The 23,925-nt window shown below is 38.7% G+C and carries 20 protein-coding genes and 1 pseudogene; 12 read left to right on the top strand and 9 right to left on the bottom strand.

Annotated elements, in window-relative coordinates; all coding sequences use genetic code 11:
- Together JMW94_RS09990 and JMW94_RS09985 are read right to left on the bottom strand one after the other, a co-directional pair.
- On the bottom strand, positions 1–118 hold a 118-nt coding region (locus tag JMW94_RS09990; protein ID WP_201604294.1), incomplete at its 3' end, for a transposase.
- 58 nt (positions 119–176) lie between these two features.
- A pseudogene (locus JMW94_RS09985) lies at positions 177–709 on the bottom strand (IS5 family transposase); the annotation flags it as partial.
- A gap of 118 nt (positions 710–827) precedes the next feature.
- Here JMW94_RS09985 and JMW94_RS09980 point away from each other — a divergent pair.
- From JMW94_RS09980 to tnpC, 4 genes are read left to right on the top strand one after another with little or no spacing between them, the layout of a single operon-like run.
- The gene (locus JMW94_RS09980; RefSeq protein WP_265088317.1) at positions 828–1,055 is read left to right on the top strand and encodes a M48 family metallopeptidase; all 228 of its coding nucleotides are present in this window, start codon (positions 828–830) and stop codon (positions 1,053–1,055) included.
- A gap of 30 nt (positions 1,056–1,085) precedes the next feature.
- The gene (locus tag JMW94_RS15125; RefSeq protein WP_201604293.1) at positions 1,086–1,481 is read left to right on the top strand and encodes a transposase; all 396 of its coding nucleotides are present in this window, start codon (positions 1,086–1,088) and stop codon (positions 1,479–1,481) included.
- On the top strand, positions 1,478–1,822 hold the full coding sequence (tnpB, locus tag JMW94_RS09970) for an IS66 family insertion sequence element accessory protein TnpB (protein ID WP_201604292.1): 345 nt from the start codon (positions 1,478–1,480) through the stop codon (positions 1,820–1,822). The genes JMW94_RS15125 and tnpB overlap by 4 nt, the downstream gene beginning before the upstream one ends.
- Positions 1,823–1,864: 42 nt before the next feature.
- Positions 1,865–3,637, top strand: coding sequence for an IS66 family transposase (tnpC, locus tag JMW94_RS09965; protein ID WP_201604291.1), 1,773 nt, complete (start codon positions 1,865–1,867; stop codon positions 3,635–3,637).
- A gap of 93 nt (positions 3,638–3,730) precedes the next feature.
- On the opposite strand, the gene JMW94_RS09960 is transcribed toward tnpC, so the two are convergent.
- From JMW94_RS09960 to JMW94_RS09935, 6 genes are all read right to left on the bottom strand, one after another.
- Entirely contained in the window at positions 3,731–4,357 is a 627-nt protein-coding gene (locus JMW94_RS09960; protein WP_201604290.1) for a hypothetical protein, read from the bottom strand.
- Between the two features lie 183 nt (positions 4,358–4,540).
- The gene (locus tag JMW94_RS09955; RefSeq protein ID WP_201604289.1) at positions 4,541–4,987 is read right to left on the bottom strand and encodes a DUF1810 domain-containing protein; all 447 of its coding nucleotides are present in this window, start codon (positions 4,985–4,987) and stop codon (positions 4,541–4,543) included.
- A gap of 94 nt (positions 4,988–5,081) precedes the next feature.
- Entirely contained in the window at positions 5,082–6,071 is a 990-nt protein-coding gene (locus JMW94_RS09950; RefSeq protein ID WP_201604288.1) for a leucine-rich repeat domain-containing protein, read from the bottom strand.
- A gap of 1 nt (position 6,072) precedes the next feature.
- Positions 6,073–7,326, bottom strand: a complete 1,254-nt coding sequence (locus tag JMW94_RS09945; protein ID WP_201604287.1) for a PD-(D/E)XK nuclease family protein — start codon at positions 7,324–7,326, stop codon at positions 6,073–6,075.
- A gap of 51 nt (positions 7,327–7,377) precedes the next feature.
- Positions 7,378–8,466 (bottom strand): helix-turn-helix transcriptional regulator, encoded by a 1,089-nt coding sequence (locus tag JMW94_RS09940; protein WP_201604286.1) that lies wholly within the window; start codon positions 8,464–8,466, stop codon positions 7,378–7,380.
- 61 nt (positions 8,467–8,527) lie between these two features.
- Positions 8,528–9,385: a PP2C family protein-serine/threonine phosphatase gene (locus tag JMW94_RS09935; protein WP_201604285.1), complete on the bottom strand. Its 858-nt coding sequence runs from the start codon at positions 9,383–9,385 to the stop codon at positions 8,528–8,530.
- A 143-nt stretch (positions 9,386–9,528) separates the two neighbouring features.
- Here JMW94_RS09935 and JMW94_RS09930 point away from each other — a divergent pair, with 143 nt between their 5' ends.
- The 8 genes from JMW94_RS09930 (at position 9,529) to JMW94_RS09895 (ending at position 23,140) form a co-directional block, all read left to right on the top strand.
- Complete coding sequence (locus JMW94_RS09930) at positions 9,529–9,870, top strand: IS630 transposase-related protein (RefSeq protein WP_201604284.1); 342 nt, start codon at positions 9,529–9,531, stop codon at positions 9,868–9,870.
- A gap of 48 nt (positions 9,871–9,918) precedes the next feature.
- The gene (locus JMW94_RS09925; RefSeq protein ID WP_201604298.1) at positions 9,919–10,368 is read left to right on the top strand and encodes a transposase; all 450 of its coding nucleotides are present in this window, start codon (positions 9,919–9,921) and stop codon (positions 10,366–10,368) included.
- A gap of 404 nt (positions 10,369–10,772) precedes the next feature.
- Positions 10,773–12,074, top strand: a complete 1,302-nt coding sequence (locus JMW94_RS09920) for a hypothetical protein (RefSeq protein ID WP_201604283.1) — start codon at positions 10,773–10,775, stop codon at positions 12,072–12,074.
- 615 nt (positions 12,075–12,689) lie between these two features.
- Positions 12,690–14,789 carry a RecQ family ATP-dependent DNA helicase gene (locus JMW94_RS09915; protein WP_201604282.1) on the top strand — a complete coding sequence of 700 codons (2,100 nt, stop codon included), beginning with the start codon at positions 12,690–12,692 and terminating at the stop codon, positions 14,787–14,789.
- On the top strand, positions 14,786–16,138 hold the full coding sequence (locus JMW94_RS09910; protein WP_201604281.1) for a DNA-processing protein DprA: 1,353 nt from the start codon (positions 14,786–14,788) through the stop codon (positions 16,136–16,138). The genes JMW94_RS09915 and JMW94_RS09910 overlap by 4 nt, the downstream gene beginning before the upstream one ends.
- Before the next feature lie 315 nt (positions 16,139–16,453).
- Positions 16,454–16,951, top strand: a complete 498-nt coding sequence (locus tag JMW94_RS09905; RefSeq protein ID WP_201604280.1) for a M48 family metallopeptidase — start codon at positions 16,454–16,456, stop codon at positions 16,949–16,951.
- Positions 16,952–17,450: 499 nt separating this feature from the next.
- On the top strand, positions 17,451–22,304 hold the full coding sequence (locus tag JMW94_RS09900; RefSeq protein WP_201604279.1) for an NACHT domain-containing protein: 4,854 nt from the start codon (positions 17,451–17,453) through the stop codon (positions 22,302–22,304).
- 239 nt (positions 22,305–22,543) lie between these two features.
- Positions 22,544–23,140, top strand: a complete 597-nt coding sequence (locus tag JMW94_RS09895; protein WP_201604278.1) for a hypothetical protein — start codon at positions 22,544–22,546, stop codon at positions 23,138–23,140.
- Positions 23,141–23,370: 230 nt separating this feature from the next.
- Here the strand turns inward: JMW94_RS09895 and JMW94_RS09890 are convergent, their stop codons facing one another.
- Positions 23,371–23,523: a hypothetical protein gene (locus tag JMW94_RS09890; protein WP_201604277.1), complete on the bottom strand. Its 153-nt coding sequence runs from the start codon at positions 23,521–23,523 to the stop codon at positions 23,371–23,373.
- Positions 23,524–23,925: the final 402 nt, after the last annotated feature.

The raw sequence follows: 23,925 nt of genomic DNA, 5'->3' as shown, positions 1-23,925 counted from the left end.
TTTGCATGGCAATGCCAAGCTGCTTTGCAGTGGCTGAGATATTGCCATTATTGTCTGATATCTTCTTGACGGCCTCGGCTTTAAATTCGTCACTGTAGGTTCTTACTTTCTTGGTCATAACAAACTCTTCATTGAGTCATTAGTTTACCAAATTTAGTTCTACAGTTTTTTCAGCATAGCTCATTGTCTCTGATGGCTTCTGAGTCATAGCCTTTATCAGCGATAAAGTAATCAGCTTGTCCAATCATGTCAATCAATTCACCTGCAACTTGACTGTCGTGGACGTCACCCCCAGTGATTTTAAAATCGAGCGGATATCCATCGGCATCACAGGATAGGTATATCTTTGTAGTTACTCCGCCACGGCTTTGTCCAATTGCTCGATCTTCACCAAGCCGAGCTCCACTTGCATGTTGGTGACAGCGTATATAACTTCCGTCGATGAATACCCACTCCGTATCAATTTCTGCTCAAAGGCTAAAAAAAATTTCTCCCACAAACCCGTTTTTGACCAGCGATTAAAACGGTTGTAAGCGGTCTTCCACGGGCATAATTCTTTAGGTATGTCTCGCCAAGGAGCGCCTGTACGGAGTTTCAAAGGAATGGCTTCCATTACTTCGCGGTTATTCTCTTTTTGATAGCAACCATGTTGTGCCATAGTCGCTTGTAGCTGCTCCCAAAGGTTATCGGTTAATGCTTGTCTGGCCATCTTTAATGAATACCTATCGATCGCTAAAATATAACCTTTATTTTAGCGACTATTACCCCTTTTTCCAATTAGGGACACGCCCTAATACCAGTAATACTACTAGCATCAAGTATTTGTAATCTATTCAAACTTAGACCTGGCCAAAAAACCACTGTTTTGTTTGGAGTATATTATCTTGCATGAATTACTACACTTCAAAGAACGGCAGCACAACGATAGATTTAAAGCTCTGCTCGACATTCACATGCCAGACTGGAGATCTAGACGAGATTTACTCAACCAAATGCCATTAAACCGTAAGCATCCGACCATCCCATCTTTTCCTCACTTAAAAAATGCGAGATAGTGTCCACGATTAATAATCGTGGACACTAACATGACAACACAACCACCTAACAAACCCAAACGTAGAACTTACAGCGCTGAGTTTAAAGAACTTTTAGTACAAGAAGCTGAAGGTTCAGGGCGATCAATTGCCAGTATCGCTCGAGACCATGGCATCAACCAGAACCTTCTCCATAACTGGAAACGTCAGCATCACCGCAAAAAGACTGAAACTGGCATATTACCTGCTGCCATAAACAGTCCTGCTGATCCAAACCCCTGCTTTATCCCAATCCGCCTTGAACCTCAAGCAACTCATCTGTCCTCACCCTCCGTCATACAAAACATCAAGCTGCAAATCAGAGCCCCAGGACCTGGGTCCATAAGCCTCACTATTGCCCAAATAGACACCCAAAGTTTGATTGACCTACTACGAGGCCTACAATGATACCCATCAATCACATCTGGCTATCCACCGCGCCCATGGACATGCGATGTGGCAGCGGCAAACTACTGGCTCACATCATCACCCAGCACCAAGGCATCCGCCCTCACTGTGCCTACCTGTTTTACAACAAAGCAGACACACGCCTAAAAGTATTCATTCATGATGGGCTTGGCGTATGGCTTTGCAGCCGTCAGCTAGACGACAGCAAGTTTCATGGCTTAACCAAACCACTCACCCCCACTCAAACCGGCATCAGCATCAACCGTGAGCAATTTAATGCCTTAATCAGTGGATTGCCTTGGCGTAACATGGGCAAAGATACATTGACCCCCATCCTATAAATACCCGATGACAGGCAAATAAAACTCTAGCAACATAGCACCATGACTGTTGCCACTCTATCCGACTTATCGAAAGACCCCATTTACGCCGAGCTCCTGGTGAAAATCCACCTGCTTGAACAGCGTAATGAGCACCTGCAACAACAGATTGTTCAAACAAACACGCGTCACGATCAACTACAGCAGCTCGTCAATAAAACCTTTGAGGAAAACCACAAGCTGTATCTAAAAGTACTGGAACTCATCGAAAAACAAAAGCGGCTCATCCATCAACTGTATGGACAAAAGAGCGAAGGCTTAAGTGCCAAACAAACCCACTTAAACCAGGAAGCTGCGCAAGAAGATTTATCTGCACTAGAACAAATCCGAGATGACTACCGCCACGACTTAACCCAAGATCAGCTTGCCAAGCTACCTGCTATCGATCCTATCCAGACAGAAATGCTCATCGGTGAGAGCGACCTTGAACCAAGCACACAGATCACTGACGGATCGCTACCCTCAGCCACTGATCAGCCTAAAAAAACAAAGCGTGCTAAATACACGGTTATTCCTGACAACCTTGAGGTGAAAACCCAGGTTCATGAGCCACTCACCACCGTTTGTGACTGCGGCTGTCAAATGATGCGCATTGGGGAGGATAAACAGGACAAACTTGGACTCATCCCCAAGCAGTTTTATATTGAGCGACACCTCTATCCAAAATGGGTATGCCGTGAGTGTGACATCATTCATCAAGCGGCTGCCCCCAAGCAGATTATTAACAAAAGCATCGCCACCCCAGAGCTGCTTGCACACATCCTTATTAGCAAATATGCAGACCATCAGCCTCTATATCGGCAGAATATTATCTATAAGCGAAGTGGGGTAAATATTCCCGATGCCACCATGGCAGACTGGGTGGGACGCTGTGGTGTTGCCATGGCACCTTTAGTGAATCGCTTGCATGCGCGGTTACTATCTGAGCCTATCTTACATGCCGATGAAACACCGGTGTCTATCATGAAAAACCCTGTGAAAGCCGGCAGTAAATCATTAAAGAAAGGCTATGTTTGGGCGTATCTCACGCCACAGCACGGTGCATTAAAAGCGGTGGTGTATGACTTTGCCCAGAGCCGTCGTAATGAGCACCTTAAAGCCTTTTTAGACAAATGGCACGGTAAGCTGATTTGCGATGATTACAGTGGATATAAGTTTTTATTTCATCAAGGCGTGAGCGAAAAAGGCGTGAGCGAAATCGGTTGTATGGCCCATGCACGGCGTAAGTTTCATGAATTGCACGTTACTGGACAAAGTGTTATTAGCATTGACGCATTAGCGTTATTCGGGCAGTTGTATGCGGTTGAACGTGAGATTGATGAGCGATTTGAAAAAAATACATCCCCAATGCCAAGAGATCCCCAGATAGTCCGGAAAATCAGGCAGGATAGAGCCAAACCGATTGCGGATAAGCTGCACCAATGGTTACAAGAAAAAAGACAGTTAACCACTAAGAATGCCAGTATTACTAAGGCGATTGATTATTGCCTAAAACGTTGGCAAGCGCTGACTTGTTATTTGGATGATGGGAGGTTGCCGATTGATAATAATTGGGCGGAAAATCAGATGCGCCCGTGGGCGCTTGGGCGTAAAAACTGGTTGTTTGCCGGTTCGCTACGAAGTGGGCAGCGTGCTGCGAATATTATGTCGATTATCCAGTCGGCTCGCTTAAACGGCTTGGATGTGTCTGCCTATTTGACAGACGTGCTAAGACGCCTGCCTATTCAAGAGGATCTGGATGAGTTGTTACCTCATCTCTGGATGCCATCGCAATAGGGGATGGTCGGATGCTTACATTAAACCAGGAAAACTGGAAACATCAAGAGTAATGCTTTAGTTATAGACTAACGCTTAGGTTTGAGCCTCTACCTAGTCCTCAGCATATATCGCCTTTAAACAAAAACAGTCTGGCTCATCAGTGATTCTTGAGCTGTAATATATGAACTCATCATTAATAGATAACGAATTTTTAATGGCTTCTGTTATATAGGAAAGAGTATCTAGCGAAGGGCTTTCGATACTCTCTATGGTAACTAACAGTCTCTTAGCATTACGAGCTTTTATAAGTTGACTAACTAACTGCTGTGCAGCTGCCTTTACTGATTTCGATATAGATTCACCTGGGGCACTTGCTTGAATGAACTGGAATGAATTGCCATACTCAAACAGACTTTTGATATCCACAACATCTATACCGATGATGGTACTTGCAGAGTTTACATCGAGTATTCTAATGACATTATCTACTTCATTAGGCTGACATCTAATAACGCCCTCTATAATATCTAAGCGCTTAAATTCACTATCATCTATTTGCAAGCCTACTAAAAACCAAGCCTCTGACTTCTCTTTTAACTCTATTAGCGCCTCCTCATCCCAAGCATCACTGATGATAAAGCAACCAATAGCAGACTTTGGGTAATGATCCATGGTTTGTCGATATAGAACAGCACTAGGTATATCATCTCTATACGAGTCATCAATCTGATACTTCATGGTTATGCTCACTGATCATTAAGGAGTTTGAAGGTAGTCAAAAGTATCAAACTTTGGCGAGATTTGACGGCAGTAGCGCGCTTGCACAGTCTCTAAGATATTTATCATCTGGCATAATTCGTTTATTGAAGTTTAATCCTCACTAAGGATTACATCGTCTTTTAGAGTATCGTTCAGTTTTATTCACTTAGCTTGCTGATCATTGATCTGCTTTAACATTCTGATAGAGTTTATATCGTAACTGCCTTCAAAATACTGATCCAAAAGCTCGTTAAAAATATATTTTTTATTAGAGGACGCTAAAGTAAACAACGTAAGCGAAGAGTGTAATTTCAGCGTATCTATTGATCCGAGAATTTCTAAAGCACTTTTATCGGAATGCAACAATAATAATTCAGCACACTCTCTCAACCGTGCTCCAAGAACGTCGTGCTGCAAATACTCTTTTGCCTGTTCTAGACTCTCTATCGCAAAGCGCCGAGCCATTGTACTGCGCCCCAAGCCTTCCACCTGTGGAAAAATAAACCACATCCAATGGGTCCGCTTACGCCCTTCGATTAACTCTTTAATAACCGATGGATAAACAGTATTTTGAGCTTGGATAAAATCGTTAAACAAAGCTGTACTCATATCTGTCACCTTCTATATTCTTTGCTTCTTAAGTGATAATCGTTTTTCAACGATGCCTACAGTTTTATTCAAGCTATATTTATACTTAATACAACTACGAAACCATATATATCATACCCATCCAGCAGTGCTCAGGCTTATCAACAACTTCTGCATTATAGAAAATATGTTCATCCTCTACACCCATATTATCAATGATATCTGATATAACTTTGAACTCGTCAAACGTAAAATAGTGGTTACTTTCAACTTGAAACATTAAAGATTTTAGGGTTATCTCTTCAGGAATTTGATCAATAATCTGACTAAGCACTTGCTCTGATTTAAACATTCCCATTACGTTAGCTTGTATAAACTTAGCAGGCCTTGCAAAACTTAGCATCTTTTCAATATCTGTAACGCATATCCCCGCAAATTCGTTAAAAACAGTTGCAAACATATTCATGACTCGTTGTACTTCATCAGGTCTGCAAATAACGACACCATCTACCACATCAAATTGCTTGATCGTTTTTTCAGTCGTTTGCAAACCAAGTAAAAATACTGATGCTGCTTTGAACTTCAGATCAATGAGTGCTTTTTCATCCCAATTGTCATTAGTAAGGAAAAATCCAAATTTAGATAACTCATATTCACTCATTTGTGGTGTATACAATTTTGTAGAGGATATATTTACAATCCCCAATTCTCTCCTTCGATGCCTTTCAATAACACCAATCGGTAACTGGTCAATTAACTCATTAGGAACATCTATTATTAGGCGTAGCTTCTTAAGATTAACAAGACCATCAGGAAACTGCTGTATTTTATGACTAGTGATCGTCAATCTCTCTAACTGGCTTAATTGACCTATAGACTCTGGCAAACGCTCAAGCGTATCGCAGTTTAGCGTGAGACTGGTTAAGTTGTATAAATAACCGATACCTTCAGGTAAATTAGTTAATTGATTACAATCAATACTCAGGTCTGTTAACGCCAATAAAGCAGCGTGATCACGTGGCAACACTTCCTCAGGAATCTTAAACTTATCAGCCCATGCCCAAAGCTCTGTCAGCCAGGGCTTTATATTAGAAGCGTTATTCATATTATTTATCCTTAATATGAAATGAACTTCCTGCTTTTAACATGCAGTAAATAACATCAACTTCTTCTAAAACTTTACTTGCCATTGCCCCAGTTTCAATTTGATACCACGGGTTACCTGCACTTTTCCAGTCAAAAGGTTGAAACTCGTAATACGCAGGCCACCATTTATTAGATACAATATTATTATTGGTAAAATAATCGTTAAACACACGCTTGACTTCAATTGCATAAGGTTGGTTATCAGGGTCTTTAGTATCTTCTTCAGTATAAAACCTAATACCTAATACCGGATTGTTAAAGTCTGTTGCGAACTCTAAGCTAATGAACCCTATAGGATCATCTTTCATTCTAAAACCAAAGTACTCACAATTTTTGCCCTTGCCAATATTGTCAAAATCTAACGTATACTCCCTGTCCTGACACTTTAATATCAAACCTGTTTTAAGTTTTTGTATCAGCTCTATTCTCATTTTCTGTACGTTTTTATAAATTTTTAGACTAGCATCTAAATTACTTTCACTCTGCTTCATTATTTCTAATACTGCATTGTCTTCATTCATATCTTTTATTCCCATAAATTGCTTTTGAATAAATTTAATTAATTGTGCAATAAACTCACTGACACTATGATTTTGGCATTCTGCTTGGCACGCTTTGAGCCAAGGAATGAGGTCGCTAAAACGAAGATGGCTATATTGATTCTCCTTTTTCAACGCTTCTAATTTACTCGTATCAATACTGTATTCGCTCGGACCCTCATTAGCTTCATTAAGATAAACAAGGTGCCAAGCCTTGTGTCTTCTTTTTTCAAGCTCTTCAGCATAATCCTTTAACTGCTCAAACTGGTCTGCCGCATAAGGTTTGTTTTCAATACAAACACCGTAACTGTTATCACCCACCTGACATTGTAGATAAATATCCATACGGCGTAGGCTATTATTTCTTGATGTAACTTGCTCAACAAAAACCTTTGTTTTATCAATACTATCAAGAAAAACCTGCCATTCTGGAGCTTTGTACATATCAGGTAGGCAATGCTCAATAAATAATCTTAAAAAGGTTTCTTGCTGAGCATGACTACCTTTTGGATCAAGCAAAGCCGCTAAGATACGACTAAGTCCTAATTCATCGGTATTGATATAGTCAAAAGTATTAAAATCTGGTGAAAGCTGGCGACTATAAAGTGCTTGCGCCGTTTCTAAAGCTTGGACTTTTTGGCTGACTTCATTTATTAAAGTTTGGACTTCGCTCACAATTACGCTTCCTTATAATTTATTAATAGCTATTTAGTACATAGTATTTTACTAATGCTCATAAAGCTCCAGTCCACTCTTTAAACGCTCAAGAATCACTGTTTTAAGCTCATTTGGTTCTACCACCACTGCCAGCTGCGACATACTCGCCAACCAATCTTGCAGACGCTTAGTATTAGCCACAGTAGCGCTGACTCGATTCCAAGTATCATCAATCATAGTAATCTGCTGATCTTGTGATAATGGACGCTCATAAAGATGTTGACAGGCATATTTCTGTACCCTTAAAACCAGTTTTATCTGGACACTATCAGTCGGTTCTAACTTACCTAATTTATTCAAGTTATCTAATGAAAAAATATCTCGCCCTACCCAATCAGGTATCACCTTATCTATTACTCCTGCCTCACTGATACGATTGACTGCAAAATTACGATGCGCTTTTAACAGTACGTCATCATCGATATGATCATCAGTAGGATTAAAGCCTGTGAGGTAGATCATATTGTCAATAAAGATAAGCCCTTTAGGATAGATGACTCTTTCAGCAGAACTGCCATGCCATTTATTTTGATAGCTTATTTTAAGTTGCAGTCTATTTAACAGAGCTTGGTGAATGCTTGCAATCACATCATTTTTAAGCGTCGGTGCCTGTACTATGCTCGGTAAGGTAATGAGATAATCTTGCCATTGACCTAGCTTACTTTGATTGAAACCATCTTTATTCTGCCGGCCTAACTGGGTAAGTTTATCTGCAATACTTTGCTTAAAAGAGGTTGGTAAATAGTTTGCGGTATACTTATCAAGCATCTCCCAAAAGAACACCGTGTGCTCATTGATAATATCGATGCTAAAGCTCGGCTCAATAAAAAACCGTGCTGTTTGTCCGCTGATATTTTCACCCCACGCTGGTACTCTCACCAAGGCGTCACTATAAAAAATATCGTTAAATATTTGATTTAAGCCAATCAGATCATTCTCTAAGTTTTTACGTTCATTAGCGAAATTATCCGGTTCATCACCATAACCAACCATAAGCTCTGTTAATGACATAGCATCAGGTTTATTCCGAGGCAAACATTGATATAAAGCAAATAGGCGTTCTGATTTTTTATAATTAGCAATTGGGTGTGTGGGCATATGGGTTGCTCAGTTAGATCGTTCAATGATAAGTTTATAGCTTCATTACTAAAACAATGGTTCAATCAAAACGAAGCAAAATGGCTGTGCCATTATCATAGGCATTGCCATCTGAATCATAGACCTGATTTTTAAGAGTTATTAGCCATTCCTGTAAATCAGTCTCCGCACTGACAGCTTGCCATTCATGACTTGACACTAAATCATGAATGCCATCCGTACAAACTAAGAAACAGTCGCCACCATCAATATCCATCGTTCGAGAGATGCTTTCTGGCGCTTCACTACTTAGGTAACTGCTATCACTGGTCAAGGCAAAGCATTCAGTAATGCTATATAAGCTTCCCGCCATTCCTTCTCCGTTATAGTCAGAAAACTCTGCGTAGCGACCTTGTTCCTGTGCCTTCTGGTCGATGAGTTCATTTAGCAGATTATGATCTCGAGTCAGGCATTGCCATTGTGCCGCGCCTTTGGGCAGCCAATAAACACGACTGTCACCCACATGCGTTATCGTTGCTTTTACCCCTCTGTCACTATTTAGCTCTCCAACAATCATCGCGAGGGTTGCTGCTGCACCATGACGTTTGGATGAATGCTTGGTTTTATCAATCAGATGTTGAATACCCTCTGAGGTTAGCTTTTTCTTATTGTCCCACAGCCAACCAATCGCTTTTACCACCGCCTTTGAGCAGTACTGTGAATAATTAGAGCTGGCAACACCGTCAGAGACTGCTAAACAAAACGGAAGCTCGACTGATGTCACTGCCATCACGCCTAAGTCTTCTTGATACCAATTATCCAAAAAGAAAAAAGCATCTTGCTGCAGATTATTACTGGCATTACCTTGGAAAGTGATTGCACAAGCTTGTGCTAATGCTCCAATAGAAGGGTCATACTCATTACTCAAAGCAGCTGTCATATTAATTCGCTCATTACTTGTGGCTATTACGTAAGTATAATGAACTACTTAATAATTTATTTTCTAGGTTATGTAGTACTCTATAGTAGAGCCTTTATAAAAGTGGTACAGTAGTTTTAAAACAAGCGAAAAGTAAAAAGATTATGACTTATTCAGCAGACTTCCGTGCTCAAGTGATTAAAAGTGTCGAACAACAAGATATGAGTATCAGACAAGCTTGTGCATTTTATGACATTAGTAAGGCCACGCTACAGAATTGGCTCAAAGACCCTAGTATTAAACTCACTCGCAATAAACCACCCAGTAAAATACCTAACGAAGCTTTATTAAAAGATGTTGAACAGCATCCAGACGATTACATGTACGAGAGAGCACAGCGTTTTGGCTGTAGTAAGTCGGGCATCGAGGCCGCTTTAAAACGTCTTGGCATTAGTCAAAAAAAAGACCTTAGAGCATCCAAAAGCTTGCCCATTAAAGAGAGCTAAATATCTAAGTAAACTGGGCGACTACATCGCTCAAGGCTATGCAATTGTATACATGGAGAGAGTGGCTTCGAGGCTGAGACCATCCGCTCTCATGGCTATGCACCTATTGGTACCCCTTGCATCGATAGCTATAACTGGCAAGGTAAAAAACGCACCAATGTTATCGGTGCCTTATATGAAAAAGCGTTATTTGCACTTGATTACTTCGAAAAGAATATCAATGGCGACATATTCTACAACTGGTGCAAAAACACGCTAATACCAAGTCTTAAAATAAAATGCGTAATCGTCATGGATAACGCCAGCTTTCATAAACGCGTTCAGAGATTACTCAACAGGCATGGTCATCGCTTGTTATTTCTACCGCCTTACAGCCCTGATTTAAACCCTATTGAAAAAAAATGGGCACAGGCTAAGTTTCTACGCCAAGGGTGGATGGAGAATAATTTACCTAAACTGTTTCATGATATGGGTTGTACCAATTTTATTTTGGATTGACTATAAATTCAATTGTTCGTTTCAATAATTATAATTAATTGTTAGGCGGGTTATTTTACAAGGACTATGAATGTATATTATATAGAACAAATCATATACCAACTTTCGTCAGTATATAAAAATTGGGCGAACTCTACTGCTTAGGTGTTAATATCATCATTTTTTGGGGTGTGCTAGTATTAGCCTCAATAGAATAAAGAACTGTATGTTTAGCATAACCTAGCAAAAAAAAGTACTGCTAAGTCAAATCAAAAATGACTTAGCAGCGCTTTTAAGGTTTTACGAAATACTCAGGTGGTATGTGTGATATTGGGGTTTGAAGAAGCTATGGCTGATTTAAAACAAGCGTGGCAAGCCAGCCTTGAAGCTGAAGATAAGTTTAAAACTATACTAACTAGGTTTATATGATGAATAAGCACTTAAATATTTTTAAAACATACACTAAGAAAAACAGAAGCTATCAACTAGAAAATGACTTAACGAGAGCTTTAGCAATATGCCTACAAGAAGACGCACTGTTTTTCCATGAAGTACTAAAAACAATCATCGATGACTCAGGTTTGTACAACAGGTTATTTGAAGATCTTGATGGCGATACAGATGTACAAATAGAGATCCAAAAGAGGACGAGTCTAATTGAAGAGTTTGACAAGGTCTTCGCCGTTTCGTTGAGCGAAAGTGCTATGTCTAATTTTTGGCAACAAAATCACGATTCTGAGTATGATCCAATTTGCGATTTAGTAATTACTATAAATAATATACTCATTGTTGTAGAAGCTAAAAGAGATAATATCGACTGCACTTCTCAACTCTATAACCAAATACTCAATATTTTCAATAAGCAGAATAAGCCTTTCGAAAATAACCAAGAAGTAATTACGCCGTTTGATTTGAATTGGAAAAAATTAATGGCGATAGCCGTCAAAGTCGCTAGTTTTGAAAAGACGACAGGTAATACAAACCGATTCCTCACCGATTTTATCCAACTAGTCAAAGAACATAACTTTAGCTGGTTACCCGAGACACCGATCGGGTCTCTAAAAAACGTTAACGCTAAATCTATTTTTAGAAGAATTGAATCAGCAATTATAAAGTTTTGTGATAATAACGAAGCAATAGAAAAGCTCGCTTATAGAGACCGATTAGGCACCACATTTACGAAGGGGTGGGCTAACGAAGTGTTATTTAATGTAGATAAAAAAACAGGCGATCTTGTAGTAGAGATATACCCTGGTAATACCAAAGGTCAAGGTTATCATATCTTTCGCAATGAACCCCAATTTAACCCTCAATTAAATATTGATGGTGAATATTACGCTATAGAGAAAAACTACCATATCAAATTAATGGGGCAATCATACATCACTGGTCTTTGGCTAGACGAAGATGATTTTAAAAAAAACCTCTATACCAAACGTAATTTTCATAAATACACGGGTAGAGTCAGAAGGGAGGCTTGGAAAGAGACCGAAGCTTTGTTAGATGAGCACATAAGCTTCGATTGGAAAAGCAAGTGTCAGTGGCAAGATAAGGTTTTAAATTCAAATAGAACCTTGTTCAATATTTCTTTCGGTTATTATATTAACGTAAGAATACCCTTCGATAGATTATCACAATTAGATGTTCACCATAATGACATTATTCCTTTAGCCCATTTGATTGAGAGTATTTATAAAGCGTTTGAAACCACTTTACTTATCGAGTAAGCATCAATATGATGACCCAACAAGAATTAGAAAAATACAACTGGGACGCCGCTACTACTCTGCGCGGCACCATCAATACAGGCGACTACAAGTAGTATATCTTCCCATCACTATTCTTTAAGCGTATGTCCGATGAAGAGTTTGAAAAGGCTTTAGCTGAATCAGATTGCGATATAGAGTACGCCGCCTTTGCAGAAAATCACCATTTCTAAATTCCAGAAGCGGCGCGCTGGCAAGACGTTCGTGAAACTACAGTTAACATTGGCCAGCACTGCAAGGTGCTATATGGGCGATTGAGCAAGCCAATCCAGAAACGTTACAAGGTATTTTTGGTTCAGAAACCTATATTTTAATATTTTTGAAAGCCTAACTGACTAGAGCTTCATTACTAAAAACGTAGCCAAATACTCAACATACAAAGTTTGTAGTTAAATTCTTAATTCATATCTTTTATTAGGTAGTCTAGAAGGTATTGGGGTCTAAGGCGTAAGTAGGAAACATATTCAAACAGGTATACAAGTTAAAAGAATATAACAAAAAGCTCGCTCAAGCTCGTGACCTACTACTACCCAAACTTATGAGCGGCGAACTCAACGTGTGAATCAAGGAGTGATAATGAACCGGATCCAAGCCCAACAACTATTGCAAACTGCCTTGGCAAACCCGACAGCAGAGTTCCGTGATGGACAGTGGGAAGCCATTGATGCTTTGGTCAATCTTCGACAGAAACTTCTAGTCGTGCAGCGTACCGGTTGGGGTAAAAGCTCGGTTTACTTTATCAGTACCAAAATCTTTCGTGACCGAGGTATGGGGCCAACGATTATTATCTCGCCCCTACTCGCCCTGATGCGCAACCAGATCGAATCGGCCCAGCGTTTGGGTATAGTAGCGGAGACTATGAATTCTACGAATATCGATGAATGGCATTCGGTGACTCAGCGCATTCTTAATAATGAAATAGACTGTTTGTTGATTTCTCCTGAGCGCCTAGCTAACGACAGCTTTATCGAAACGGTATTACAGCCCATTGCCGACCGCATTGCTCTGATGGTGATTGATGAAGCGCACTGCATTTCTGATTGGGGTCATGACTTTCGCCCAGATTATCGCCGTATTACAAATATCTTGCGCCAGTTACCCTCCAACACGCCAGTACTGGGTACTACAGCGACAGCTAACAACCGTGTAATCGAAGACATACAAACCCAGCTGGGTGATATCAATATTCATCGTGGCCCACTAACTCGTGAAAGTCTCGCTCTACAAACCATGATATTGCCCGATCAGGCTTCACGATTAGCTTGGTTAGCACAGGTGATACCTACGTTACCGGGTACAGGTATCGTTTATACCTTAACAGTAAGGGATGCTGAGCAAGTAGCCGAGTGGCTGGTTGCTAATGATATAGATGCCAAGGCATACCACGGCAGTGTTACACATGATAGCTTTGAAGACAGTAATACCTATCGTCAGCATCTAGAAAATCTGCTTCTCAATAACCAGTTAAAGGTGTTAGTAGCCACCACGGCGCTGGGTATGGGTTACGACAAGCCTGATTTAAGCTTTGTGATTCATTATCAGGCGCCAGGCTCTATCGTTGCCTATTACCAACAGGTGGGTCGTGCTGGTCGTGGTATTGATCATGCTGTGGGTATGTTGATGTCGGGTATGGAAGATCATAATATTCATGAGTTCTTCCGAGAATCGGCTTTTCCTTCAGAAGTGCAAGTGAATGAGATCTTACAGGTATTGGAAAACAGCGATAGCTTGTCGATTCGCAGTATGGAAGAGCAAACTAATCTGCGTCATGGCCAGATTGAAAAAGTACTGAAGCTACTGAGTGTGGAAAGTCCGGCGCCAGTAATCAAAGATGGCAGCCGTTGGGTTAGGACACCAGTGCCCTATAAAATGGACCATGCCCGAATCACTCACTTAACAGGACAACGTGTACAGGAATGGCAAGAAGTGAAGAAATATCTGGATAATACTAACTGTAAAATGACATTTTTACGCCGTGCGCTAGACGATCTAGATCCTACGCCGTGCGGTAAATGTTCGTCTTGCTTAGGTCAACCTGTTATCAATATTTCGGTTGATCCTACTTTGGCACATCGTGCAGGTACTTTCCTTAAGCACGCAGAAATGGTGATTACCCCAAAAGCACAAGTTGCAGCCAATGCGTTTTTGGATTATGGCTTTCGCGGCAATCTACCCCAGAAACTTCGCGCACAAGAAGGCCGTGTTTTGTCCCGTTGGGGTGATGCAGGTTGGGGGAAGATGGTTGCCAACAATAAGCATGCAGGTCGATTTAGTGATGAATTAGTTGAAGCTATGGCAGAAATGATTCAACAACGTTGGCAGCCCAATCCAGCGCCTCAGTGGGTGTGTTGTGTGCCGTCACGCCATCATTCTGAGTTGGTACCGGGTTTTGCACAACGTTTGGCTGATCGATTAGGTTTACCATTTGTAGATGCCGTGAGTAAAATTAAAGATAATCAACCACAAAAAGGTCAGCAAAATCGCTTCCACCAATGTCGCAATCTGGATGGTGTATTTGCTGTGACTCAGCCTTATGAGGGACAACCGGTTTTATTAGTAGATGATATTGTAGACTCCGGTTGGACACTCACAGTAATTGCGGCACTTTTGCAGCAAGCAGGTAGCGGTTCGGTCTACCCTATTGCGCTTGCTTCATCTTCGGTGAAAGACTCATGAATGCATCTAACTTATTATCTCCTACAGCCCAAGCAACCTTGCTACTAACGAGCTATTTTTCAAAATCCAGTAACGAAAGTGCTAAGCCACTAAGTAATGCAGAATGGGGTCGCTTTGCCTTGTGGTTAAAAGAAAAGTCTATTACACCAGCTGACCTATTGGTTGGCGATCCTCAAGCCTTGCTGCAAGGTTGGCATGATACGCGTATCAGTGCGGAGCGTATCATTGAATTGTTGAAGCGTGGTCATAGCCTTGCACTGGCTATGGAGAAATGGCAACGTGCAGGTCTTTGGGTGGTAACACGTTCTGACGCGGAATATCCGAAGCGATTAAAACAGCGATTGAAAACAGACTGCCCTCCTGTATTGTTTGGCTGCGGAAATAAAGACTTATTAAATTCAGGTGGCTTAGCAGTGATCGGCTCGCGCAATGCTAGTGATCCAGACCTCGCCTTTACAGACCAGATAGGTGCTAAAGCAGCATCAGAAAATATCGCCATTATCTCTGGTGGTGCACGTGGTGTCGATGAGACAGTGATGATTGGGGCTATGCGACAAGGGGGTATGGTCGTAGGCGTAATGGCTGATCGCCTGTTAAGAGCTGCAACCAGTAGTAAGTGGCGACAGGGTCTGATGGATGGCCATGTTGTATTGATATCGCCTTTCTACCCTGAAGCTGGGTTCAATGTCGGTAACGCCATGGCTCGTAACAAATACATTTATTGTCTAGCCGATAGCTCTTTGGTAATTCATTCTGGCAAAAAAGGTGGCACACTCAGCGGCGCACAAGAAAACCTGAAAAAATCTTGGGTGCCGTTATGGATTAAACAAACCACAGACAAGGATGCAGCTAATGCCGATTTGGTTGCCAAAGGTGGCAACTGGTTAAAAGCGGATATTCAAGCTTTCACAATTACAGATTTAGTGAGCAGTAAAGAAAACCTTGTGAATAAGGTAAGCGAACCTATAGGTGATCTATTTTCCAAATATGCACAGCCTGAGTTATTTGCCGAAGCAGACTTTAAACCTGCGCCAAAATCAGAGTCGGAGAAAGACGTTAACGGAGTAGAATCTGATAGAACCGTTATCGAGCTACAAGCAGATATTGGATCTGGTTCAGAAGAGGCCGCCGAAAGTAACACTACACAATTGGAACCTATCGATTTTTATCAACTGTTTAGCTTTGAGCTTCAACGTTTGGCTGAGAATCCACTGACTGTCGACGAGCTGATTGAAAGTACTAAACTTCATAAGTCTCAGTTAACTGAATGGCTTAAACGCGCTGTTGATGATGGAGTTGTGAAGAAGCTCAATCGCCCAGTACGCTATCAAGTCAAAAATAGTGAATAGAAAGATTGTAGTGGCATAATAAAATAGGTCAGCGTATAAGAGTATATATGTTTGCTGAGTAGCTAGATGAGTACTAGATTTGAATCAAGTTAAAGACTCAGTTCCGAATTTGAGATCGACATTAGATATCAGTTAACCTACAACAATCTACACTATAACTTATTAGATAATGGATCCCTCAATATTATAGTGCTCGAAATATTACTAATATCTATAATTACTATGGGTTTATTTAAATCTGATGAGTCGAGAAAGCTCTATATGCTACTATTTATATAGTGTAGAGGACTGAGGTATGAAGTTTACTTTTCTTAGGTGACGTCGTTAATATCGGGGTTTGAAATACTGGAGTTAGACGCCGCTAAAAACTTCACACCTAACGTCAAGCTAAAAGGTGGCAAACTCGTTTTATCCGTAAATACTGGAACGTCGACTACCGATAGATTAAAGCTGCTCAATGAATACTATCGTACTCGATTAAAAGCACGTATCCCTACTATGATTACTAAATGGTCTGAGCAGCTCAATGTCACCGTCAAAAGCTGGCAAGTGCAAAAAATGAAGACTAAATGGGGTAGCTGTAATAGTAAGGAAAGTCGCATTCTACTGAACTTAGAGTTGGCAAAAAAGCCCCTGCCCTGCTTAGAGTACATTATTGTTCATGAACTACTGCATTTCAAAGAGCGCCAGCATAACGATAGGTTCAAGGCTCTGCTAGATACTCAGATGCCTGACTGGCGATCAAGGCGTGACTTACTCAATCGCATGCCTTTAGGTCAAGAGAACTGGAAGCGGAGAGAACAGATTACTTAAACTCACTTTGACTGCTACATTCTACTTAGGTGGAATGCTGTGTAATGCTAATTTCGGCTTGATTTATAATTATAATATGAGAGTTACTAGGTGCTAGTAACTCTCATATTGCGGGTATATGAAAGTCATTTATAAACCTACTACTATTAACCAGAACATGGGATCGCTATGCTTATAAACGATTTAAGCTAATGTTCGTAGTACGTGCATGGTAGATTACTAATTTTTTTGGTGGTGTTCTAAAAAGTATGCTGGCGATAGAAGTCAATAAGAAATCTATGCTAAGTTCTCTGATTCTATAGGGCTTTCAAGGCTTCAAAAATTGTTCAAGTTTTAACCAGCATACTTTCTGATACACCACCATTTTTTTATTAGGTGGCTTAGTTAATATTGGGGTGCTGAGTGTCATAATCTTTCCATTCCAAACTCAGCCCATACAAATAACTTTAAACCCTTATTATACTAACTAAACAATTGTCATAATCGAAACGGCTACTCCATGATTAATGAATTAAATACTACATACCTTCATACTCCTAACACTTCTAAAGTAAAACCTCCAATTCAAGGAACAGTTGATACTTTGCCAGTTGAAGAGCTGGCTTGGGAAGACTTTGAAAAGCTCTGCCTTAGAATAGTTCAAATTGATCATTCGATTGATGATTGTGAAATCTATGGTATTAAAGGTCAGAAGCAGGATGGTATTGATATCTTTGCTTATAAGGGGGATAAGTATGCCTCCTACCAATGTAAAAAATATCAAAAAGTTAAAGAGGGTGATTTGGACAAGGCTGTTAAAGTTTTCGAAGATGGAGATTGGTTTAAAAATAGTGATGAGTTTACCTTTTGTACCAGTACAACGCTGGATAGAACTGAATTACAAAATAAATTTAATGAGTTGAAAACTAAGCTTGCGAACCAAGGTATCACATTTAAGACACTCGATAAGTCTAAAATTTCACGACTATTGAAAGACTATCCATCCATTGTATTCGATTTTTTTGGTGAAGGATGGGTGAAAGCATTTCATGGAGAAGATGCACTAAACCAAATCCGAAAGACTAAGAAGTTAGATGCTCATCAAATTACTATTTATCGAGTAGAACTCTATAGGATATACGATACTATTTTTCAAAAATATGACCCTAGCATTCCGTCTGGCTATCTAGATGATTGTGCTATCAGGCTTCAAGAACGTTTTATTAAGCCAGAATTTATACAAAAACAACAAGCAAGTGAGTATAGACGTCTTGATAAGAGAGCAGATGATTTCGAATACTCTGATATTCTCTCTAAAGAAAGTGAATTAGATAAAACTAAAGAGCCTAAGAGTTTTGAAATTATTAATTATGAAACCGAGGTTCGATTGAGCATAGATGCTCATTTACCTACCTCAGATAACATAATGATACTAGGAGAGCCTGGCTCTGGCAAAAGTACATTGTTGCGTTATCTTGTATTAGACTTATTATCTACGCATCCCAAACTTAAAAATATAACTAAGAAATGGGGCGACTTACTACCTATTTGGTTGCCATTCGCATTTATTACTAAAAATCTGCATCGAGACGAAAACCTTAACCTTAGTGACTTATTGTGTTTATGGTTCAGAAGTAATAACAGTGAGTCTATATTCGACATAGTCAAAGATGCGTTAGATGACGAACGCTTACTATTGGTAGTAGATGGTGTCGATGAATGGACAAATATAACTGTTGCCAAGCAAGCTATAGCAAAAATTGAGACTCAAACCTCTCTCAAGAATGCGAAAGTTATTTATTCTAGTAGGCCCTACGGATATAGACTTCAGCAAGAGTACTTTCAACAATTACAAATCCATACTATAGCCAACCTATCTGATACTCAAAAAAAAGAACACATAAGTTATTGGTACACTAAACTGATGGCTCATTTAAATAAGACAATTAACGGATACGTTGAATTGGAGACAAATCAATTTTTAGTAGAATTAAAGAAGTCTAAAGATCTCTACAGATTATCCGACAACCCTTTATTACTTAGCATACTAATTTCTCAACGATTTCAGAATGCAGTACTACCTAAAAATAAAGTAGAAATACTTGAGAGTATTACTGAATACTTGATAAAAAAACACCCTACTAAACGTCGAGTATCAGCAAATATATCAGAAGAAATAGACCTTGATTTTGATATTGAAGAAGTCTTCATCATACTGGCTATGCATATTCAAGAAGAGCATCATGATGGAGTAATATCAAAAAATGATGCAACCAAGGTAATTAGCAAATACTTTGAAGAAGAAATGCACTATCACTCTCCGCAAGCAAAAAAACTCAGTAAAGATATATTGGATATAGGCGCTAACAAAATTGGTATCATCATAGAAAAATCACCTACTGAAATTGCTTTTATGCACCGTCAGTTTCAAGAATTTATGTCTGCTAAGTACCTTATGAATTTTGATTCTGATGTATCACAGGGCAAGATTGAGGCTTATGCAAGCTTACTACAATGGAATCAAGTGATTACTTTTTACTTTGGCTTAATCCCCTCACCGAAGAAAAAATACTTTAAACAGCATTTCGATTGTATAAAAATATCGGAAGGTAATGAGTTACATTATGTAGACTTTCTAAAAGCTTCCATAGCTTTAACACTAAGTAATGCACCAGTAGATTTGTCCAAAAACTACCTTAGTGATTTTATCAAAATATTCGAATACGAGACCAATCCCGCCAAAAAAGAAATTATGTGGGAGATACTGTTAAAAGCCCTTTTTAATAACAAAATACGCTCTCAACTACTCGATTTCTTTTTTAGATACTTCCCTAATAAGTATAATTACAGTGATACTCGTCTACAAGCACTAGGGCATGCCAATTTCAACCAACTTACACCAGCTATCAAAGAGTTTTTGTTTAAGTCCATTATTGACGGAAACCATTATCAAAAATTGGAAGCATCCAAGCGAATACAGCAATTTATTAATGATAAGTGGCTATTTGATAAAGTTACTCAACTTATGGAAAGCTGTTATAACCCTGAAATACTTGCCTATTTCGTTAATTCAATAATCTCTGACAAGGTCGATAATAGGATTAGAAAGAAATATCTAAACAAGTATGGAGCTACAGAGCACCCTGATATTTTTGTCTTTGTCATGAAATTAAAGATTCATTTAGGTTGTCATACTATTAAAGACTTAGATACGTTCGTTAATAAGCAAAGCAGCGCAAGTTATACACTCGATGATGAGATTGAAAGAATTTTAATTGATGGTTGGTCAAAGAGTAAAGAGCTCTATATACATCTTATTGACTCTTTAAACTTAAGTATAAGTGATGCAAAAATTAGGAAAGAAACTGCATGGCGTATCTTGTTTGAACACTATAATGACTTAGACGAAGTAGTAGATAGGATAACAGAAGAGTTTGAAAATAAAGAGTATCCTTTTCCATTTATACATTCCGCTATTTTATGGAAGTTATTAGCAGAAAATTTTAGTAACAATCCTAAAGTTATTTCAGTAGTTAATAAGAAAATCAAAAGCGCCAAAGGAATACATCCACAAATGGAAAAATCCTATGCTGGCTTGATTGGACGTACGGATGAAAATAAAAGAGAATTCTTGGATACCTTAGAAAGCTCTTCTAATGCCTATTGGTCAATAACGGCTTTATTAGCTGGTTGGAGTGATGACAAGGAGGTACAGAAGTCTTTAGAAAACTACTTTAAGTCAACTAATGCATACACGTCTATATCTGCATATTATATAAAAGATGTGTTTAGAAACAAACCTTCAGAAGGTATTATTATCGCTGAGAAAATACTTTTTGACAGAGAGTGTAAATTTAGAGAGCGTGCATTATCTCCATTAATCACATTGGATAAAAATTATTTTGATAAAAACATTCTAGATAATTTTATTGAATATGAACTTGAGTCATTGAGTAAAGAGACTGGACGATATTACGAAGCATTACATACACTGGTTAGTCATTTTCATCAGAATGATAAAATTAAGCAGTTAGCAATTCGAAATCTATCAAAGTTTCCAGAAGTAGTTTTTAAATACTATTCTTACTTAATTCCCAATTTTGAAGATCTAATCTCAACCTCCTTACCTTTGGCAGAAAACTTGCGATTAAAGCTTATAAGTGAGCTGGCTCAAAACCGTATTGGTGATGATGAAATTGTAAGTAGATTAAGCCAGTTCCATGATGAAGAGAATGAGGTGATAAAATCAGCATCTGCTTTAACATATTTCGACTTTATAAAGGAAAAATCTCCTGAAACAGTTTTGGAGGTATCTCAAAATTTAGTGTTCCAGACTGGACCAACTTTTCAAGTGGATAGACGCATTGCTTTTTTTGGCTTTCTAACTCTAGAAAGTCTAGATGATTACTATCAGCTATTTGATGAGTCTCAATACATGGCAGATAGAACTGATGAAGAAAGACGTGCTAGTCCTGAATTAAGTTTTGATGATAGTTATAAACATAGTAGAGTTATGACAGATAAACTTATAGCAAACTTCGACTATATCTATAAAGTAATCGACAAAGATTTCAGTAAGATATCAAGATATAGTATCGATAACATCCAACCTGTTTGGGGGTTCATAGCTAAATATTCATCAAAAGATGCTCAATCCGCCCCCTACATCTTAAGTTTTATTGAAGATAATATTGATGACATCGATAACATTAACCTTATAGATTTCCTAAGCAGAATATCAACAAATAGTAATTCTTTGAAGAAGATTCTAATTAAGAATATTGATAGCGATAATGAAGGTTTAGCTGTCTATAGTGGTCGAATGCTTGGAGAACGCTTTAGCCAAGATAAGGATGTATATGATCTAGTATCTCAAATCAGGGGTATAGACAAGCATTCAGGTAGGTTAATGGCTTTATGTTACGGCTGGCCTGAAAATGAAGAGCTAAAAAGCGAATTTGATAGAATTGCAGAAAAATCTATTTCTATAAATAGAGATTTAGCGTATTCGATAAAATTTCTATTCAGAGATTTGAAAAATATAATGGATTTTTTTGATATCGTTTTCCTTAACTATAATGAAGCATATTATGAATACCATTTTTTTTCTCAGCCATTAATGCGAAGGTTTAAAAATGATACAGTCCTTCAAGCCGAAGTCAAGTTTCAACTACTAGATACGAACTCTACCCATAAAAAGATTTCTTTCTATTCACTATTAGAATCAGCCGGGCGTATCGATAAAGATATTCTAGACTGGAAGAAAAAAGAACTGCTCTCTGATGACAAGCACCATTATGGTTACAGTATTGTTGACAACAATTTATTTTCACTGGGTGAAGTTTTAGATAATGTGAGTTTTGAAATTTTATGATATGAAAACTATAGTAATTTTAATTATCGAAGCTTTAAATTATATTCAAGTTAATTTGCTGACAAATAAGGTTGGTGCATATTAAAAAACTAAAGCCTAAATTAAGTTACCTTGCCTAATCTTTCCTAGTATTTTTATAAGGTAATTCGTTTAATAGTAACAAGTTTTTTATTGCGTTTCATTCTTAAACTGCACTCTGAGTATGTGCAATAATAATAGTCAAAAGTTAGGGGATGCTTATGCAAGAATTACTACAGTTGCCTTTACAAGTACAGGCCACACTAGTTTCTGGCTATATCGGTTATGTCTTACTTAGGCGCGACCATAGAAAGACTGAAAAGCTAGTTGATGTGTGGATGCTTATACTAGTGTTGGGGCTGCCAACTGCTCTAACAGTTCAGCTATGGGATTCACCGTATGCTTATTTTGCTATACCCTCAGGGCTGTTGATTGCATACTTGTGGCTGACATGGGGTGAAGAAAAGTGGAGAGATTTTCTATATAAAAGAAATGTGAGTAACACTCTAAATTTAGGAGATGTATGGAAAACGCTATCTTCACATAAAAAAGTAGGAGCACTACAAGTTAAGCTATACCACAAAGATGGTACTTGTTATGCTTGTAATAATACAGTTGATTTTGTAGGTGAGCCATTTGCGCCCTTTACTATGGATGACGATGGAATTGCCTTTTATGTAACGCATATTGCAAAAAAAGATGGAGATTGGGTAGAAGAGGATGACGTCAAGCTAGCAGATGATCTTGGTAGTATGGTTACTTACTTCCCTAGAGAAGACATCAAACTCTTAGAAATGCGTTATGTTAAAAAAAATTAAACGTATTATTTTTTTGGTTTCTTGAGAGGTGGTAGCGCGCTGGTTGGCGGTGTTGGTCTTTGCCCAATTGATGCATCACCTAAAGATCCGCTTACAGAACCTCCTCGATCGGATTTTATTTTACGATCTGAATCAGAACTATTGTTACTTGAGTTCCCCATGATTTTGTCCTATTGATTTCAATGAGTTTATAATCATAACTAAGGTTTACTGCTACCGAGGTGAGTATGCTATTTTTTAGGTTTTTTAAGTTCTGGTATTTGACTAGAAGGAGGAGGTGGTTGCTGTCCCTTATTGCTTAATGGCCACGAACCTTTGTCTGACTCGATACCAGAGCCTATTCTACCTTCTGAATTTGTACCACCATTTTTTGGATCACTCATTCTTACTTCCTTATAATATAGTCTGATAAATAAAGTACTTATAAAACCCCACTCTCAACTTGTTTTTCTAAGGTATTGGTTTACTTAGTTTTTAAAATTTCAGTTAAAACAATTAGAATTTTAAATTCTATAAAAATCAAAAGCCTACGATAAGTTGAGATTGGCGTTTATAAACGTTTTTAATTTATGCCATACAACTGCGAATGTAAAGGCTTAACTTAAGTCTTTTACTCGATATAATAACAAACATCCATGAATCATATTATGATTTGAGGTTTGCGATAACATAGCCCGCTAATCAATCTACGAAAAAGAGAAGCTAATGCAGTTGGAGCATAAAAGCAATTATAATTGGACGTTAATTTATAGCACCTATTCCAACATGTTCTGACAAGTGAATGT

The organism is Psychrobacter immobilis (genome assembly GCF_904846185.1).
In the GTDB taxonomy this organism is placed as follows: Bacteria; Pseudomonadota; Gammaproteobacteria; order Pseudomonadales; family Moraxellaceae; genus Psychrobacter; species Psychrobacter immobilis_B.
This window is presented reverse-complemented; position numbering and strand designations above follow the sequence as displayed.